Source organism: Aeromicrobium sp. CnD17-E (assembly GCF_024124745.1).
In the GTDB taxonomy this organism is placed as follows: domain Bacteria; phylum Actinomycetota; class Actinomycetes; order Propionibacteriales; family Nocardioidaceae; genus Aeromicrobium.
Genome location: NZ_JAMXRU010000066.1, coordinates 1 through 18,018 on the forward strand (window position 1 = coordinate 1; position 18,018 = coordinate 18,018).

17 protein-coding genes and 1 pseudogene are annotated in these 18,018 nt (G+C 71.0%); 17 read left to right on the forward strand and 1 reads right to left on the reverse strand.

Annotated features, from left to right (window positions below; genetic code table 11):
- Positions 1–241: hypothetical protein (locus tag NH339_RS12450; protein WP_253025745.1), on the reverse strand; the 241-nt coding region annotated here is incomplete at its 3' end.
- A 142-nt stretch (positions 242–383) separates the two neighbouring features.
- On the opposite strand from NH339_RS12450, the gene NH339_RS12455 reads away from it, so the two are divergent.
- The 17 genes and pseudogenes from NH339_RS12455 to NH339_RS12535 all read left to right on the forward strand — a co-directional run.
- The gene (locus NH339_RS12455) at positions 384–1,364 is read left to right on the forward strand and encodes a hypothetical protein (RefSeq protein ID WP_253025746.1); all 981 of its coding nucleotides are present in this window, start codon (positions 384–386) and stop codon (positions 1,362–1,364) included.
- 89 nt (positions 1,365–1,453) lie between these two features.
- On the forward strand, positions 1,454–2,062 hold the full coding sequence (gene pyrR, locus NH339_RS12460) for a bifunctional pyr operon transcriptional regulator/uracil phosphoribosyltransferase PyrR (protein ID WP_253025747.1): 609 nt from the start codon (positions 1,454–1,456) through the stop codon (positions 2,060–2,062).
- The gene (locus tag NH339_RS12465) at positions 2,059–3,057 is read left to right on the forward strand and encodes an aspartate carbamoyltransferase catalytic subunit (RefSeq protein WP_253025749.1); all 999 of its coding nucleotides are present in this window, start codon (positions 2,059–2,061) and stop codon (positions 3,055–3,057) included. The genes pyrR and NH339_RS12465 overlap by 4 nt, the downstream gene beginning before the upstream one ends.
- Complete coding sequence (locus NH339_RS12470) at positions 3,054–4,358, forward strand: dihydroorotase (protein WP_253025751.1); 1,305 nt, start codon at positions 3,054–3,056, stop codon at positions 4,356–4,358. Before NH339_RS12465 ends, NH339_RS12470 begins: the two co-directional genes overlap by 4 nt.
- Positions 4,355–5,557: a glutamine-hydrolyzing carbamoyl-phosphate synthase small subunit gene (carA, locus tag NH339_RS12475; protein ID WP_253025753.1), complete on the forward strand. Its 1,203-nt coding sequence runs from the start codon at positions 4,355–4,357 to the stop codon at positions 5,555–5,557. The genes NH339_RS12470 and carA overlap by 4 nt, the downstream gene beginning before the upstream one ends.
- On the forward strand, positions 5,557–8,877 hold the full coding sequence (carB, locus tag NH339_RS12480; protein WP_253025755.1) for a carbamoyl-phosphate synthase large subunit: 3,321 nt from the start codon (positions 5,557–5,559) through the stop codon (positions 8,875–8,877). The genes carA and carB overlap by 1 nt, the downstream gene beginning before the upstream one ends.
- On the forward strand, positions 8,874–9,689 hold the full coding sequence (gene pyrF / locus NH339_RS12485; RefSeq protein WP_253025757.1) for an orotidine-5'-phosphate decarboxylase: 816 nt from the start codon (positions 8,874–8,876) through the stop codon (positions 9,687–9,689). The genes carB and pyrF overlap by 4 nt, the downstream gene beginning before the upstream one ends.
- A 65-nt stretch (positions 9,690–9,754) precedes the next feature.
- The gene (locus NH339_RS12490; protein WP_253025759.1) at positions 9,755–10,198 is read left to right on the forward strand and encodes a hypothetical protein; all 444 of its coding nucleotides are present in this window, start codon (positions 9,755–9,757) and stop codon (positions 10,196–10,198) included.
- A gap of 61 nt (positions 10,199–10,259) precedes the next feature.
- Complete coding sequence (gene mihF, locus NH339_RS12495; RefSeq protein ID WP_067857807.1) at positions 10,260–10,583, forward strand: integration host factor, actinobacterial type; 324 nt, start codon at positions 10,260–10,262, stop codon at positions 10,581–10,583.
- On the forward strand, positions 10,573–11,169 hold the full coding sequence (gene gmk, locus NH339_RS12500; protein WP_253025761.1) for a guanylate kinase: 597 nt from the start codon (positions 10,573–10,575) through the stop codon (positions 11,167–11,169). Before mihF ends, gmk begins: the two co-directional genes overlap by 11 nt.
- Positions 11,170–11,205: 36 nt before the next feature.
- Positions 11,206–11,514, forward strand: coding sequence for a DNA-directed RNA polymerase subunit omega (gene rpoZ, locus NH339_RS12505; protein WP_083516376.1), 309 nt, complete (start codon positions 11,206–11,208; stop codon positions 11,512–11,514).
- 10 nt (positions 11,515–11,524) lie between these two features.
- Positions 11,525–12,778 carry a bifunctional phosphopantothenoylcysteine decarboxylase/phosphopantothenate--cysteine ligase CoaBC gene (gene coaBC, locus NH339_RS12510; RefSeq protein WP_253025763.1) on the forward strand — a complete coding sequence of 418 codons (1,254 nt, stop codon included), beginning with the start codon at positions 11,525–11,527 and terminating at the stop codon, positions 12,776–12,778.
- An 83-nt stretch (positions 12,779–12,861) separates the two neighbouring features.
- Positions 12,862–14,049, forward strand: coding sequence for a methionine adenosyltransferase (metK, locus tag NH339_RS12515; protein WP_253025765.1), 1,188 nt, complete (start codon positions 12,862–12,864; stop codon positions 14,047–14,049).
- A gap of 366 nt (positions 14,050–14,415) precedes the next feature.
- A complete protein-coding gene (locus tag NH339_RS12520; RefSeq protein ID WP_253025767.1) occupies positions 14,416–15,498 on the forward strand; it encodes a sugar ABC transporter substrate-binding protein in 1,083 nt (360 codons plus the stop codon).
- 121 nt (positions 15,499–15,619) lie between these two features.
- Complete coding sequence (locus NH339_RS12525) at positions 15,620–16,381, forward strand: ATP-binding cassette domain-containing protein (RefSeq protein ID WP_253025769.1); 762 nt, start codon at positions 15,620–15,622, stop codon at positions 16,379–16,381.
- A gap of 8 nt (positions 16,382–16,389) precedes the next feature.
- Positions 16,390–17,685, forward strand: a complete 1,296-nt coding sequence (locus NH339_RS12530; RefSeq protein WP_253025770.1) for a sugar ABC transporter permease — start codon at positions 16,390–16,392, stop codon at positions 17,683–17,685.
- A 52-nt stretch (positions 17,686–17,737) separates the two neighbouring features.
- Positions 17,738–18,018 (forward strand): annotated as a pseudogene (locus NH339_RS12535) (ROK family transcriptional regulator); the annotation flags it as partial.

Sequence of the window (18,018 nt, forward strand, 5' to 3'; positions counted from 1 at the left end):
CCAGCTGGGACGCCTGTCTGCCGTCGAGGTGCAGCTGGTCACGTAGCCAGTTCTTCAGGCTCGAGCAGCCCTCGGTCTCGAAGTCGCGATGCTCGTCCACCTCCGCGACCAGCGCCACCTTCTCCGCGTCGATCGCGTTCGAGAGTCCCTGCAGCAGCCGCAGCGCCTCGGTGCTCGTCGGGTACGCGCGCAGCTCGGCGGCGACGGCCTCGAGCCGGTCGGCGAGCAGCGTGTTGGACATGACTCCATGATACCGAACGGATGTTCGAAAACAAAGCCACTGAGGTCACCTTTATCCTCGGATTCCAGCAGATTCGACGCCCAGCGAAGGTCCTGAACTCGTGCACGGCCTCCGCGGCCCCCGGGCGTGCGACGCTTCCTCCATGACCGACGCGCAGTGGCTGGAGATCCTCGTCCGCATGGTGGCGGGGGAGACGTCCGAGGAGCCGACCGAGGGTGTGCTCGCGGTCCGTCTCGACGAGGAGTCCGACGAGCTCACGCGCTTCCGCGTCCGCAAGCACGGCCATCGATGGCGAGTCGAGGACGAGGCCGGTCGCCTGTGGAGCATGCAGGACGACCGTCATGGCTACGTCTTCGATCCCGAGACCGATGCCGACGGGCCGCCGCAGAGGCTGGGGCGAGGGATGAGTCGGATGCACGGTGCTGTCGGTGAGGCGCTCAGCAGGCCGCGGCCGATCGACTGGGTGATCGGCGGCGACATGCGGTACGACGACGCCACCGAGCTCGCTGCTCCGCCTCGAAGGACGAGCTACCTCGGCCAGGATGTCTGGGAGGTCCGGCTCGTCCTCCCTGGGAGCCGGCGTGAGATGCGCTTCCTGGTCGACGTCGTCAACGGCCGGACCCTGTTCTCGGAGCACGAGGAATCAGGGATCCTGTTCCGTTGGGAAGAGGTGGCGGTCGTGGATCCGCACCGGCCGGAGCTCTTCGCTTGGACCGGCCCGTTCGAGTCGGGTTTCGTCACCTTCGGCGAGGACGACGACCTCCCCGAGCACCTTGCAGAGGCACTCGTGCGTCATCGCGCCGCAGAAGATGAGGTCGTCGAGTCGATCCCGCTCGGCGACCTGACGGTCGCGGTGCACGGCGACGTCATGGCGTTCGTCGACGAGTCGGGCCCCGATCGAGTACGGCTGGACTGGCACGCCCAGGGCGCCTTCCACCTCTTTCGTTCGCCTCTGGACGACCCCTGGGACCACGAGGACAGCGACGGCGTGGCGACATCCTGGGTCGACGATCGCTGGCGATGGTCGGTGGGCGCCGTCGGTGTGGCCCCGGGTGCGGCTGAGCGCCTCGTCGCCGACCTCCAGGCCCGCACCCGCGCCCTGTCCGCCACCCCCGACCCCTGATCGGCTCGCGGTCCACCGCTGCTAGGCTCGAGCCGTTCCATCCGACGTCCTTTAACCACCGTCCCGTGAGGCGGAGAAGGAGGTCAGACATGGTCGTGCCCGACGGCACTCCCGGTCCTGACACGCGTGACCCGGCACCCGGCGCTTCCGCCGCAGACGAGGCCGGTCGCACGGTCCTCGACGAGACCGACATCTCGCGGGCGCTGACCCGCATCACCCACGAGATCCTCGAGCGCAACCGCGACGCCGACGGGCTCGTCATCCTCGGCATCCCCACCCGGGGCGTGCCGCTCGCGCGCCGGATCGCGGCGCGCATGAGCGAGGTGGAGGGCCGGACGATCACCGCCGGTGCGCTCGACATCACGATGTACCGCGACGACCTGCACAGCGGCCCGGTGCGGTCACTGGAGCACACCGAGATCCCCGAGGACGTCGACGGACGCACCGTCGTGCTCGTCGACGACGTGCTGATGAGCGGTCGCACCATCCGTGCGGCGCTCGACGCCCTCGCCGACCTCGGCCGGCCGAAGGCCGTGCAGCTGGCGGTCCTCGTCGACCGCGGCCACCGGGAGCTGCCCATCCGCGCCGACTTCGTGGGCAAGAACCTGCCGACGTCGCTCGCGGAGAAGGTGCGGGTCCGGCTCGCCGAGGTCGACGACCAGGCCGACTCCGTGACGATCCGAGGAGGGGTCGCGTGAAGCACCTGCTGAGCGCCGGCGACCTGAGCCGCGACGAGGCCGTCCGCATCCTCGACACCGCCGAGGAGCTGCTCGGCGTGGCGCAGCGGCCCATCAAGAAGCTCCCGACGCTGCGCGGCCGGACGGTCGTCAACCTCTTCTTCGAGGACTCCACGCGCACCCGCATCAGCTTCGAGGCGGCGGCCAAGCGGCTCTCCGCCGACGTCATCAACTTCTCCGCCAAGGGCTCGAGCGCCTCCAAGGGCGAGGGCCTGAAGGACACCGCCCTGACGCTGCAGGCGATGGGCGCCGACGCGGTCGTCGTCCGCCACGGGGCGTCAGGTGCGCCGCACCGCCTGGCGCACGAGGCCTGGACGAAGGGGGCCGTGGTCAACGCCGGCGACGGCACGCACGAGCACCCCACCCAGGCCCTGCTCGACGCCTTCACCATGCGTCGCCACCTGGTTGGCGGGGGTGCCGGGGCGCGGGCGGCGGATGGTGCAGGCGCCGACACCGGTGCCGACCTCGCCGGCAAGCGGATCACCATCGTCGGCGACGTGCTGCACAGCCGTGTCGCCCGCTCCAACGCGCTCCTGCTGCACACGCTGGGCGCGCACGTCACGCTCGTCGCCCCGCCGACGCTGCTGCCGGTCGGCGTCCACACGTGGCCGGTCAGCACGTCCTACGACCTCGACGCCACGCTCGAGGGCACCGACGCGCTCATGATGCTGCGGGTCCAGGGGGAGCGGATGAACGCCGCCTACTTCCCGAGCGCCCGCGAGTACAGCCGCCGCTACGGCCTCGACCGCGCGCGCATGAACCGGCTGCCCGACCACGCGGTGGTCATGCACCCCGGCCCGATGAACCGCGGCATGGAGATCAGTGCCGACGTCGCCGACTCCGACCGCTCCGTGATCGTCGAGCAGGTCACGAACGGCGTCGCGGTGCGGATGGCCGTGCTCTACCTGCTCCTCGGTGGCGCGCCCGCCGACGGCTCGAACGAAGGAACCGCATGACCGCCTACCTCCTCCGCAACGCGCGTCCGCTCGGCGGCGACCCCGCCGACCTGCTGCTGCGCGACGGCGTGATCGTCGAGATCGGTGCAGGTCTCGAGGTCGACCAGGACGTCACGGTCGTCGACGCCGACGGCCTCGTCGCGCTGCCCGGTCTCGTCGACCTGCACACCCACCTGCGCGAGCCGGGCCGCGAGGACGCCGAGACGGTGCTCACCGGCACGCAGTCCGCCGCGCGCGGCGGGTTCACCTGCGTGCACGCGATGGCGAACACCTCGCCGGTCGCCGACACCGCGGGTGTCGTCGAGCAGGTCTGGCGGCTCGGCCGCGAGGGCGGCTTCTGCGACGTCCAGCCCGTCGGCGCCGTCACCGTCGGGCTGAAGGGCGAGCGCCTCGCCGAGCTGGGCGCCATGGCCGACTCCGCCGCGGGCGTGCGCGTCTTCTCCGACGACGGCATCTGCGTGTCCGACGCGGTGCTGATGCGCCGCGCGCTCGAGTACGTCAAGGCCTTCGACGGCGTCGTCGCGCAGCACGCGCAGGAGCCGCGGCTCACCGAGGGCGCCCAGATGAACGAGGGCGCCCTGTCGGGCGAGCTCGGCCTGGTCGGCTGGCCGGCGGTCGCCGAGGAGGCGATCATCGCCCGCGACGTGCTGCTCGCCGAGCACGTCGGCTCCCGCCTGCACGTCTGCCACCTGTCCACGCGCGGCTCCGTCGAGATCGTCCGGTGGGCGAAGAGCCGGGGCATCGACGTGACCGCGGAGGTCACGCCGCACCACCTGCTCCTCACCGACGAGCTGGTCCGCAGCTACGACCCGATCTACAAGGTCAACCCGCCGCTGCGCACCGCCGACGACGTCGCCGCGGTCCGCGAGGGCCTGGCCGACGGCACCATCGACATCGTCGCGACCGACCACGCGCCGCACCCCATGGAGGACAAGGAGTGCGAGTTCGCGGCCGCCGCCTTCGGGATGATCGGCCTCGAGACCGCGCTGTCGATCGTGCAGCAGACGATGGTCGACACCGGCGCCCTCACCTGGGAGCAGGTCGCCGAGGCGATGTCGGCGCGGCCGGCGCGCATCGGCCGTGTCGCCGAGCACGGCCGACCGCTGGCCGTCGGTGAGCCGGCGCACGTCGTCCTCTACGACCCGTCCGCCACGCGCGTCGTCACCCCCGGCGACACCGCGTCGCTGTCGCGCAACACCCCCTACGCCGGGCACGAGCTGCCCGGCCGGGTCGTCGCCACGTTCCTGCGTGGCGTCCCCACCGTCCTGTCCGGCGAGCTGACCGAAGGAGTCCACCCATGAGCCAGACCCACGAAGCCTTCTCCTCCCGCCGGCCGGAGCGCCGCGTCCCCGCCGTGCTCGTGCTCGAGGACGGTCGCGCGTTCCGTGGCGAGTCCTTCGGTGCGCAGGGCACGACGATCGCCGAGATCGTCTTCGCCACGGGCATGACCGGCTACCAGGAGACGCTGACCGACCCCTCCTACCGCGGCCAGATCGTCGTCATGACGGCGCCGCACATCGGCAACACCGGTGTCAACGACGAGGACTTCGAGTCCCGACGCGTGTGGGTCGACGGCTACGTCGTGCGCGACCCCTCGCGGGTGCGCAGCAGCTGGCGCTCGAACCGGTCGCTCGACGACCTGCTGACCGAGCAGGGCGTCGTCGGCATCAGCGCCGTCGACACCCGGGCGCTCACGCGTCACCTGCGCGAGCGTGGCTCGATGCGTGCCGCGATCAGCAGCGACCCGCAGCACGTCGGGGGCTCGCTCGACGCCCTCGTGGCGCTGGTGAACGAGGCACCCCCGATGGAGGGCTCCAGCTTCCTCGACGACGTCACGACGCCCGAGCCCTACGTGGTGCCCGCGGTGGGGGAGAGGCGGTTCACCGTGGCCGCCGTCGACCTCGGCATCAAGGGCATGACCCCGCGCCGGCTGGCCGAGCGCGGCATCGAGGTGCACGTGCTGCCCGCCTCCTCGACCATCGACGACGTGCTGGCGGTCGGTGCCGACCAGGGGGGGCCGAGCGGCGTGTTCATGTCCAACGGCCCCGGCGACCCGGCCACGGCCGACCACGTCGTCGGCGTGCTGCGCGAGGTGCTCGAGCGGCGCATCCCGTACTTCGGGATCTGCCTGGGCAACCAGATGCTCGGCCGCGCCCTGGGTCGAGGCACCTACAAGCTGAAGTACGGGCACCGCGGCATCAACCAGCCGGTGCAGGACCGCACGACGGGCAAGGTCGAGATCACGAGCCAGAACCACGGCTTCGCGGTCGACGCGCCGCTCGACGGCACGTTCGAGACGCCCTACGGCGACGCGCACGTGACCCACGTCGGCCTCAACGACCAGGTCGTCGAGGGCGTCGCGCTCGTCGACGGACCCGCGTTCAGCGTCCAGTACCACCCGGAGGCCGCCGCCGGCCCGCACGACGCGGCGTACCTGTTCGACCGGTTCGTCCAGCTGATGAACGACCACGCCCCCGACCACGCGAAGGTGACCGACTGATGCCCAAGCGCACCGACATCTCCTCGATCCTCGTCATCGGCTCCGGCCCGATCGTCATCGGGCAGGCCTGCGAGTTCGACTACTCCGGCACCCAGGCGTGCCGCGTCCTCCGCGAGGAGGGCATCCGCGTGATCCTCGTGAACTCCAACCCCGCGACGATCATGACCGACCCCGAGTTCGCCGACGCCACGTACGTCGAGCCGATCACGCCCGAGTTCGTCGAGAAGGTGATCGCGAAGGAGCGTCCCGACGCCCTGCTCGCGACCCTCGGCGGCCAGACCGCGCTGAACGCGGCGATCGCGCTCGACAAGGCCGGGACGCTCGAGAAGTACGGCGTCGAGCTGATCGGCGCGTCGGTCGAGGCGATCGAGAAGGGCGAGAACCGCGAGATCTTCAAGCGGATCGTCGAGGGTCTGCCGAAGGAGTGGGGCGCCGAGGTGGCCCGCTCGGTCATCTGCCACACGATGGACGAGTGCCTCGCCGGCGTCGAGCAGCTCGGCGGCTACCCCGTCGTCGTGCGCCCGTCGTTCACGATGGGCGGGTCCGGCTCGGGCCTGGCCTACGACGAGGACGACCTGCACCGCATCGCCGGGTCCGGCCTCGCGCTGAGCCCCACCACCGAGGTGCTCCTGGAGGAGTCGATCCTCGGCTGGAAGGAGTACGAGCTCGAGGTCATGCGCGACACCGCCGACAACGTGGTGATCGTCTGCTCGATCGAGAACTTCGACCCGGTCGGCGTGCACACGGGCGACTCGATCACCGTGGCCCCGGCCCTGACGCTCACCGACGTCGAGTACCAGCGGCTGCGCGACATCTCCCTCGGCGTCATCCGCGAGGTCGGCGTCGACACCGGCGGCTGCAACATCCAGTTCGCGGTCAACCCGGAGAACGGCCGCATCGTCGTCATCGAGATGAACCCACGCGTGTCGCGCTCGTCGGCGCTCGCGTCCAAGGCCACCGGCTTCCCGATCGCCAAGATCGCCGCCAAGGTGGCCATCGGCTACACGCTCGACGAGATCCCGAACGACATCACCCGCGAGACGCCCGCGTCGTTCGAGCCGACGCTCGACTACGTGGTGGTGAAGGTGCCGCGGTTCGCGTTCGAGAAGTTCCCGGCCGCCGACTCGACCCTGACGACGCACATGAAGTCCGTCGGCGAGGCGATGGCCATCGGCCGCAGCTTCACCGAGGCGCTGCAGAAGGCGCTGCGCTCGCTGGAGCGCCCGGGCGCGGAGTTCGACTGGAGCAAGGAGTGGGTCGAGCTCGACAAGGCGAGCCTGCTCGAGGAGATCGAGCGCCCGCACGACGGCCGCCTGAAGAAGGTCATGGACGCGATCCGCGCCGGTGCCACGCCCGACGAGATCTTCGCGGCCACGAGCATCGACCCGTGGTTCGTCGACCAGCTGGCCCTCATCAACGAGGTGGCCACGGAGCTGATCGAGGCGCCCGAGCTGTCGCCGGCGCTGCTGCGCCGGGCGAAGCGGCACGGCTTCTCCGACGCGCAGCTCGGCCGGATCCGCGGCATGTCGGCCGACGTCGTGCGCGGCGTGCGGCACGCGCTCGGCGTGCGCCCGGTCTACAAGACGGTCGACACGTGCGCGGCGGAGTTCGCGGCGCGCACGCCGTACCACTACTCCTCCTACGACGAGGAGACCGAGGTCGAGCCGCGCGAGAAGCCTGCCGTGCTGGTGCTGGGCAGCGGCCCGAACCGGATCGGCCAGGGCATCGAGTTCGACTACTCGTGCGTGCACGCGGTGCAGGCGCTCAGTGCGGTGGGCTACGAGACCGTCATGGTCAACTGCAACCCCGAGACGGTCTCGACCGACTACGACACCGCCGACCGGCTCTACTTCGAGCCGCTGACGCTCGAGGACGTGCTGGAGGTCGTGCACGCCGAGCAGCAGGCGGGCCCGGTGGCCGGCGTCGTCGTGCAGCTGGGCGGCCAGACGCCGCTCGGTCTGGCGGCGGGCCTGGAGGCCGCGGGCGTGCCCATCGTCGGCACGCAGCCGTCGGCGATCGACCTCGCGGAGGAGCGTGGCGCCTTCGGCCAGGTGCTCGACGCGGCCGGTCTCGTCGCGCCCAAGAGCGGCATGGCCACGACGTTCGAGCACGCCCGGCAGATCGCCGACGAGATCGGCTACCCGGTGCTGGTGCGTCCGTCGTACGTGCTCGGCGGGCGTGGCATGGAGATCGTGTACGACGAGCAGACGCTCGAGGAGTACATCTCGCGCGCCACGGAGATCACGCCCGAGCGTCCGGTGCTCGTCGACCGGTTCCTCGACGACGCCATCGAGATCGACGTCGACGCCCTGTTCGACGGCGAGGAGCTGTTCCTGGGCGGGGTCATGGAGCACATCGAGGAGGCCGGGGTGCACTCCGGCGACTCCGCGTGCGCGCTCCCGCCGATCACGCTCGGTGGGCTCGAGGTCGACCGCATCCGCGAGGCCACCGAGGCCATCGCGCGGGGCGTCGGGGTGCGCGGGCTCGTGAACATCCAGTTCGCGCTGTCGTCGGACATCCTCTACGTCATCGAGGCCAACCCGCGGGCGAGCCGCACGGTGCCGTTCGTCTCCAAGGCCACCGCGACGCCGCTCGCGAAGGCCGCCGCCCGGATCATGCTGGGGGAGTCGATCGCCGACCTGCGCGCCGAGGGGCTGCTGCCCACGGGCCGCGACGGTGGCCTGCTGCCCGACGACGCGCCGATCGCGGTCAAGGAGGCCGTGATGCCCTTCAACCGGTTCCGCACCTACGAGGGCACCTACGTCGACACGCTGCTCGGGCCGGAGATGCGCTCGACGGGTGAGGTGATGGGCTTCGACACGACCTTCGGCACGGCGTTCGCCAAGAGCCAGGCAGGTGCGCAGAACGGCCTGCCCACGTCGGGCAAGGTGTTCGTGTCGGTCGCCAACCGCGACAAGCGGCACATGATCTTCCCGATCAAGCGCCTCGCGGACCTCGGCTTCGAGATCCTCGCGACGAGCGGCACGGCCGTCGTGCTCGCACGCAACGGCGTGCAGGCCACGGTGATCCGCAAGCTGCACGAGACACCGCTGCCGGGGCAGGAGCCGTCGACGATCGTCGACAAGATCCGCGAGCAGGACGTCGACCTCATCATCAACACGCCGCACGGCATCTCCGCCGGCACGAACGCCCGCATGGACGGGTACGAGATCCGCACGGCCGCGGTGGCCGAGGGCATCCCGTGCATCACGACGGTCCAGGGCCTGGCGGCCGCCGTGCAGGGCATCGAGGCGCTGCAGGAGCAGCGTGTCGGGGTCCGCTCGCTGCAGGACTGGGCGGCGCGGGTGACGGCGTCGTGAGCTTCGGCTCGCGGGCCCGTGCCGCGATGGACGCGTACGGGCCGGTCTGCGTCGGCATCGACCCCCACGCCTCGCTGCTCGAGGCGTGGGGGGTCGGTGACACCCTCGACGGGCTCGACCGCTTCGCCGCAGCCTGCGTCGAGGCGTTCGCCGGCCAGGTCGCGTTCGTGAAGCCGCAGTCGGCGTTCTTCGAGCGGTTCGGGTCGCGCGGCGTCGCGATCCTGGAGCGCACGCTGCAGGACCTGCGCCACACCGGCACGCTCACCGTGCTCGACGTCAAGCGCGGCGACATCGGCTCGACCGCCTCCGCCTACGCCGAGGCCTACCTCGACGAGGACAGCCCGATGGCGGCCGACGCGGTGACCGTGAGCCCGTTCCTCGGGTTCGGGTCGCTCGCGCCGTTCCTGGAGGAGGCCGAGAAGAACGACGCCGGCGTCTTCGTCCTCGCGCTCACCTCCAACCCCGAGGGTCCGCAGGTGCAGCACGCGACCGCGGGCTCGGGCCGCACGGTCGCCGGCGACGTGCTCGCGGCGCTGCGCGAGGCGAACGCGGGCGCGACGCCGATGGGCTCCTACGGCGCCGTCGTGGGCGCCACCATCGGCTCGACCGACGAGGACCTCGACGTGAACGGGCCGCTGCTCGTCCCCGGGTTCGGAAGCCAGGGCGGCACCGTCGACGACCTGCGACGCATCTTCGACGGCGTCACCCGGCACGTGCTGCCGTCGACGTCGCGACAGGTGCTGCAGGCCGGACCCGACGTGGCCGCGCTGCGCGGCGCCGCCGTCGCCGTGAACGACTCCCTGCAGTTGTAGGCTCCCCTCGTGGCCGACGTCCGTCGGCCCTGGTCAGAGCATCCCGACCCCTCGAGGAGACCCGCATGACGCGACCCCGTGCGAAGCACGTCGCCACGGCTGCCGCGGCCGCGCTGTCGACCCTGCTGCTCACCGGGTGCGGTGGCCAGAGCCCGTACTGCTCGGCCATCGAGAAGAACGCGGACGCGCTCAACTCCTTCGGCAAGACCCGCACCGACGCCGGCTACGCGGCGTACGCGAAGGCCTTCCGGACCGTCTCGAAGGAGGCGCCGTCCTCCGTCCGCAAGGACTGGGCGGCGCTGGCCGACGTCACCGACGGCGTGCTCGCGGCGCAGAAGAAGGTCGGCCTCCCGCTGGAGGACATGAAGGACAAGGCCGTCGTGGCGAAGCTGGACGAGACCCAGCTCAGCACCCTCAACGACGCCTACGAGAAGTTCAACGACACGTCGGCGCAGCGGACCGCCGTGGTCAAGAACGCGAAGACCGAGTGCGAGATCACCCTCAAGTGACCGCCCCGCATCCCGCCCACGCCGGCCCGACGACGCGCCCGGCACGAGAGAGGACGACATCGTGGCCCTCCCACAGCTGACCCCCGAGCAGCGGCAGGCCGCCCTCGCCAAGGCCGCGCAGGCCCGGCAGGTGCGCGCCGAGGTGAAGAACCGCCTCAAGCACTCCGGCGCCAGCCTGGCCGACGTGATCAACGAGGCGCGGGTCGACGACGTCATCGCCAAGCTGAAGGTGAGCGACCTGCTGCAGTCGATGCCCGGCGTGGGGAAGGTCCGCGCCAAGGAGATCATGGACCGTATCGGCATCGCCGACAGCCGTCGGCTGCGGGGCCTCGGCGTCAACCAGGTGCAGGCGCTGCTGCGCGAGTTCGGCAGCCGTGAGCGCTGACCCGGCCACGTCCGAGTCACCCGTCCGCTCCCGGCTCGTCGTCCTCGCCGGCCCGACCGCGGTCGGCAAGGGGACGGTCGCGGCCTGCGTGCGCGAGGAGCGGCCGGACATCTGGATCTCCGTGTCGGCCACCACCCGCCCGCCCCGTCCCGGTGAGCAGGAGGGCGTGCACTACCACTTCGTCAGCGAGGCCGAGTTCGACCGGCTCGTCGAGACCGACGGGCTGCTCGAGTGGGCCGTCGTGCACGGTCGCCACCGCTACGGCACGCCGCGCGGCCCGGTCGAGGAGCGCCTCGACGCGGGGGAGCCCGCCCTGCTCGAGCTCGACCTGCAGGGCGCGCGCCAGGTGCGCCAGGCGATGCCGGACGCCCTCATGTGCTTCCTCGCGCCGCCGTCGTTCGAGGAGCTCGAGCGCCGTCTCGTGGGACGCGGGACCGAGGGACCCGAGGAGCGGGAGCGCCGCCTGCGCACCGCCCGCGAGGAGCTCGCCGCCGAGGAAGAGTTCGATCTGACGATCGTCAACACCGACGTCCGGGCCGCGTGCCGGGAGTTGATAGACTTGTTCGACGGGCCCGCGCGGGCCTGACCCGAACTTTCCGCCATCCATTCTCTGCGAGGCACAGTGACCAGCACGCGTTCCGTGGCCGAGGGCATCACGAACCCGCCCATCGACGACCTGCTCGACAAGGCCGACTCCAAGTACAAGCTGGTGCTCTACAGCGCCAAGCGCGCGCGTCAGATCAACGCGTACTACTCCCAGCTCGGCGAGGGCCTGCTGGAGTACGTCGGACCTCTGCTCGAGACCGAGGTCCAGGAGAAGCCGCTCTCCATCGCCCTGCGCGAGATCAACGCGGACCTGCTGACGGTCGAGGAGACCGACGGCAGCGAGGGCTACCAGAGCAACGGGGCTGCTGCGTCGTCCCAGGTCTGACCTGCCCCGCATGAGCGAACCCGTTCCGGGCGACGTCCGACGTCCCCGCGTCGTGCTGGGCGTCGGCGGGGGCATCGCCGCCTACAAGGTGGCGTCCCTGCTGCGCCTGTTCACCGAGTCGGGTCACGACGTCCGCGTCGTGCCCACCCGGTCCGCGCTGCAGTTCGTCGGCGCCCCCACCTGGGAGGCGCTGAGCGGCCAGCCCGTCGCCACCGACGTGTGGTCCGACGTGCACGAGGTGCCCCACGTGCGGCTCGGCCAGGAGGCCGACCTCGTCGTCGTCGCACCGGCGACCGCCGACCTGCTCGCCAAGGCCGCGCACGGCCTCGCCGACGACCTGCTCACCAACACCCTGCTGACCGCGCGGTGCCCCGTGGTGCTCGCGCCGGCCATGCACACCGAGATGTGGGAGCACGCGGCCACGCAGGCCAACGTCGAGACGTTGCGCTCGCGGGGCGTGCTCGTGGTCGAGCCCGCCGCCGGCAGGCTCACCGGCAGCGACACCGGCAAGGGTCGGCTCCCGGAGCCCGACCAGCTGTTCGCCGTCTGCCAGGACGTGCTCGACGCCCACGACCAGGACCTCGCCGGGCAGCACGTCGTGGTCTCCGCGGGCGGCACGCGCGAGTTCCTCGACCCCGTGCGCTACCTCGGCAACCGCTCGTCGGGGCTGCAGGGCATCGCCATCGCGCAGGCCGCGGTCGCGCGCGGCGCCAGCGTCACGCTCGTCGCCGCCAACGTCGGTCTGCCCGCCCCGGCCGGCGTCGACGTCGTCGAGGTGGTCACCACCGCCGAGCTGCACGCCGCCGTCGTCGACGCCGCGGCCCGCGCCGACGTCGTCGTCATGGCTGCGGCACCTGCCGACTTCCGTCCGGCGGACGTCTCGGGCAGCAAGATCAAGAAGCGCGCCGACGGGCGCACGCCGGTCGTCGAGCTCGTCGAGAATCCTGACATCCTCGCCGGCCTCGTCCGCGACCGCGGCGCGGCGCGACGTCCGTTCATCGTCGGCTTCGCCGCCGAGACCGGCGACGAGAACGCCAGCGTCGCGGGCCACGGTCGCGCCAAGCTCGAGCGCAAGGGCTGCGAGCTGCTCGTCGTCAACGACGTCAGCGAGGGCAAGGTCTTCGGACGGGAGGACACCGAGGCGGTGATCCTGGCCGCCGACGGCAGCGAGGTGCCGGTGCCGCCCGGCTCCAAGTCCAGGCTCGCCCACACGCTGTGGGACGAGATCGTCCGACGCGCGGGACGGCAGAACCCTTCGCGCTGAGCGTCGTTACACTCCGGGGAGTCACCCCGCCCACCGCCCGACGCCGTCGGGCGCCAGCGCACCCAGCCAACAGGAGAGATCGAGTGAGCCGCTTCTTCACGTCCGAGTCGGTGACCGAGGGCCACCCCGACAAGATCGCCGACCAGATCAGCGACAGCGTCCTCGACGCGCTGCTGGCGGAGGACCCCAAGAGCCGTGTCGCGTGCGAGACGTACGTGACCACGGGCCTCGTGCTCGTCGGCGGCGAGGTGACCACCGAGGCGTACGCCGACATCGCGCGCATCGCCCGCGACCGCGTCCTGGAGATCGGCTACGACTCCTCCGTCAAGGGGTTCGACGGTGAGTCCTGCGCCGTGCAGATCACCCTCGACGCGCAGAGCCCCGACATCGCCCAGGGCGTCGACAGCGCGTTCGAGAACCGCGCCGACGGCTCGGTCGACCCGCTCGACCTGCAGGGTGCCGGCGACCAGGGCCTCATGTTCGGCTTCGCGATCGACGAGACCCCCGAGCTGATGCCGCTGCCGATCACCATCGCGCACCGTCTCGCCGAGCAGCTGACCGCGGTCCGCAAGGACGGCACGCTGCCGTACCTGCGCGCCGACGGCAAGACGCAGGTCACCATCGAGTACGGCGACGACGACAAGCCCAAGCGGGTCGAGGCCATCGTCGTGTCGACGCAGCACGAGGAGGGCATCGACCTCGACGCCCAGCTCCGTGGCGACATCAAGAAGCACGTCATCGACGTCGTGCTCGGCCAGTACGACATCGACTCCAGCGACTACAAGCTGCACGTCAACCCCACCGGCCGCTTCGTCATCGGCGGGCCCATGGGCGACGTCGGCCTGACCGGCCGCAAGATCATCGTCGACACCTACGGCGGCTACGCCCGCCACGGCGGCGGCGCGTTCTCGGGCAAGGACCCGAGCAAGGTCGACCGCTCCGCCGCGTACGCGATGCGCTGGGTCGCGAAGAACATCGTCGCCGCCGGCCTCGCCACCAAGGCCGAGGTCCAGGTCGCGTACGCGATCGGCGTCGCCAAGCCGGTCGGCTTCTACGTCGACACCTACGGCACCGAGACCGTCCCGGTCGACACGATCCGCGAGGCCGTCCTCGAGGTCTTCGACCTGCGACCCGGCGCCATCGTCCGCGACCTCGACCTGCTCCGCCCCATCTACGCACAGACCGCCGCGTACGGCCACTTCGGCCGCCCCGGCCTGCCGTGGGAGGACACCGGCCGCGCCGAGGCCCTCAAGGCTGCCGCGCACGCCTGACCTGCAACGCCACCACCGCCCGCCATCCGCCCGGATGGCGGGCGGTGGTGCGTCGGGGCTTCGTCCTGCGGTTGCGGTGGTGTGGTCGGTCGTGGACCCGCTCGCTGGTCGCCGGCGGGGCGGTAGGTAGCCCGCGTCATCGAGGCCCGGTAGCGCGTGTCAGCTACCGCCGACCCGCGTTCCGCCACTCACCTACCGCCCGGGCGGGGGCTGCGGAAGAAATTCGTTGTCCGCGACACGAAATTGTCTGAAGATGCTGGACGTGACCCCGATCACGCGATAGGTTCACGCAAACAACAATTGCGTCCGGGTGTCGATCAGATGTCGTCTCCGTGTCGCGCGAGATGAATCAAGGAGGCGGTTCGTGTGAAGCGGACGCGCAATCTGGTGCTGGCCGGGCTCATGGGTGCCACGCTCATGCTGAGCGCCTGCGGCAGCAGCGACTCGGGGAACGACGGCGGCGACAACAAGGGTGACGCGGGCAAGATCGGCGTCATCCTCCCCGACACCAAGTCCTCGGTGCGCTGGGAGTCGGCCGACCGTCCGGCGCTCGAGAAGGCCTTCAAGGAGGCCGGCGTCGAGTACGAGATCCAGAACGCCGAGGGCGACGCCGACAAGATGGCCACCATCGCGGACAGCATGATCGCCGACGGCGTCACCGTCCTCGCGATCGTCAACCTCGACTCCGACTCCGGTGCCTCCATCGAGGAGAAGGCCGCGCAGCAGGGCGTCAAGACGATCGACTACGACCGGCTCACGCTGGGCGGCTCGGCCGACTACTACGTCTCGTTCGACAACACCAAGGTCGGCGAGCTGCAGGGCCAGGGTCTCGAGCAGTGCCTCGGTGACAAGGACGCCAACGTCATCTACCTGAACGGCTCGCCCACCGACAACAACGCGACGCTGTTCTCCGAGGGTGCGCACAGCGTCCTCGACAAGAACAGCAAGTACAAGAACGTCGGCGAGCAGGCCGTCCCGGACTGGGACAACGAGCAGGCCGTCACGATCTTCGAGCAGCTGTACACGAAGGTCGACGGCGACGTCCAGGGCGTCTACGCGGCCAACGACGGTCTCGCCGGCTCGGTCATCTCGATCCTGCAGAAGAACGGCCAGGAGGGCAAGGTCCCGGTCACGGGCCAGGACGCCACGGTCGAGGGCCTGCAGAACATCCTCAAGGGCGACCAGTGCATGTCGGTGTACAAGTCGGCCACGCAGGAGGCCGGCGCGCTCGCCAAGGCGGCCATCGCGCTCGCCAAGGGCGACAAGGCCGAGACCAACGGCACCACCGAGGACTCCGAGGGCAAGCGTGAGGTTCCCTCGATCCTCCTCACCCCGCAGTCCATCACGAAGGACAACGTCAAGGACGTCGTCGACGACGGAGGCGTCAGCAAGGACGACCTCTGCGCCAACGACTTCGCGAAGCTCTGCGCGGACGCCGGCATCAGCTGACGTCCACCCCGACGTCCCGCGGGGGACGGTCCTGCCAGACCGTCCCCCGCGGGAGTCACGCTGGGCGCGACCGCGCCCGCACCGTCCGACCGCCCTCCTGCGACTCCCTGGAGACATCCCCATGACCACCAACCCGCTGCTGGAGCTGCGCGGCATCAACAAGAGCTTCGGCGCCGTCCACGTCCTGCACGACGTCGACTTCGCCGTCTACCCCGGCCAGGTAACGGCGCTCGTCGGCGACAACGGCGCCGGCAAGTCGACGCTCGTCAAGACGATCGCCGGCATCTACTCCGCCGACACCGGCCAGCGCTACTTCGAGGGCAAGCCCGTCGACATCCACGGCCCCCGCGACGCGGCCGACCTCGGCATCGAGGTCGTCTACCAGGACCTCGCCCTCTGCGACAACCTCGACATCGTCGAGAACATGTTCCTCGGCCGCGAGCTCATGAAGGGCCCGCAGCTCGACGAGGCCACCATGGAGGCCCGCGCCCGTGAGACCCTCGCGTCGCTGTCCGTGCGCACGGTCAAGTCGGTGCGCCAGAGCGTCGCCAGCCTGTCCGGCGGCCAGCGCCAGACCGTCGCCATCGCGAAGTCGGTCCTCTGGAACTCCAAGGTCGTGCTGCTCGACGAGCCCACGGCCGCCCTCGGCGTCGCCCAGACCCGGCAGGTGCTCGACCTCGTGCGCCGTCTCGCCGACCAGGGACTCGGCGTCGTGCTGATCTCCCACAACATGGTCGACGTCTTCGAGGTCGCCGACCGCATCACCACCCTGTACCTCGGCCGCGTGGCCGCCGACGTCGCGACGAAGGACGTCACCAACACCCAGGTCGTCGAGCTCATCACCGCGGGTCGCTCGGGCGACCTCGGGCTCGCATCCGTCTGAGAGGCACCATGACCACGTCATCCACGGGCACGCAGCCCGCCCAGAACGCCGGCAGCGGCCTCGCCGACTCCGACTTCGCGATCGACTCGCGCCAGACCACGACGCTCGGCGAGGCCTGGCAGGCCTACCTGAACCGCCTGCGCGGCGGCGACATGGGCGCCCTGCCCGCGACGCTCGGCCTCGTCGTCCTCTTCATCGTCTTCGGCTCGCTCAGCGACACCTTCCTCACCGCGCTGAACATCGCCAACCTCATCACCCAGGCCGGTGCGATCTGCGTGCTGGCCATGGCGCTCATCCCGGTGCTGCTGCTCGGCGACATCGACCTGTCCGCGGGTGTCGCGGGCGCGGTCGGGGCGGCGGTCGCGGCGCTGGCGATCGACGACCACGGGCTGCCCTGGTACGTGGCCGTCGTGGGCGCCCTCGTCGTCGGCATGGTGCTCGGTGGGTTCATCGGTGCGCTGGTCGCCAAGCTGGGCATCCCCAGCTTCGTCGTCACGCTGGCCTTCTTCCTGGCCCTGCAGGGCGTGCTGCTGAAGATGATCGGCCAGGGCGGCTCCGTCCGCGTGGCCGACCCGGTGCTGCGCGGCATCACCATCAAGAACGTGCCCGTCACCGTCGGCTGGATCGTCGCGGTCGTCGTCGTGGTCCTCTTCGCGGCCCTCACGCTGCTGCGCCACCGCACGCAGGTGAGCCGCGGTCTCGCGCACCAGCCGCTGAGCCTCATCCTCGTCAAGATCGCCGGCCTCGCGGTCGTCGTCCTGGGCCTCACGGCCCTGCTCAACGTCGACCGCAGCCGGAACCCGAACTTCCCGATCCAGGGCGTGCCGTACGTGCTGCTCGTGGTGGGCGCGCTGCTGGTGCTGTTCACCTTCCTGCTCAGCCGGACCCGCTACGGACGTCACGTCTACGCCGTGGGCGGCAACCGCGAGGCCGCACGTCGTGCGGGCATCAACGTCGACCGCATCCGCATCTCCGTGTTCGTCATCTGCACCTCGACGGCGGCCATCAGCGGCATCATCGCCGCGTCCTACGCCGGCAAGGTCTCGCCGTCGTCGGGCGGCGGCAACACGCTGCTCTACGCGGTCGGCGCGGCGGTCATCGGCGGCACGAGCCTCTTCGGCGGCAAGGGCAAGGCACGCGACGGCGTCATCGGCGGTGTCGTCATCGCCACGATCGCCAACGGCCTCGGCCTGCTCAACCAGGCCAGCTGGATCAACTACGTCGTCACCGGAGGCGTGCTGCTGCTCGCCGCCAGCGTCGACGCCCTGTCGCGCCGTCGCCGGTCGGCGTCGGGCGTGAGCTGAGCCGACCGTGCAGACGCGGGCCCGCGGGGGGGCGGGCACCAACCAGGAGGCCGTGAGACGGCACAACCTGGGCACGCTGCTCGGCCAGGTGCACCTGCGGGGCCGCGTGTCACGGGCGGACCTCACCACGCACATGGGCCTGAACCGCAGCACGATCGCGGGGCTGGTGACCGAGCTGGAGTCCCTCGGCCTGGCCGAGCAGGTGCGGTCGGCCGCCGTGCGCAACGGCGCCGGCCGTCCCTCGCCCGACGTGGTCCCGACGCCGGACGGAGCCCACGTGCTGGCCGTCGACGTGCGGGTCGACGGCCTGGCCGTGGCCCGCGTCGGGCTGGG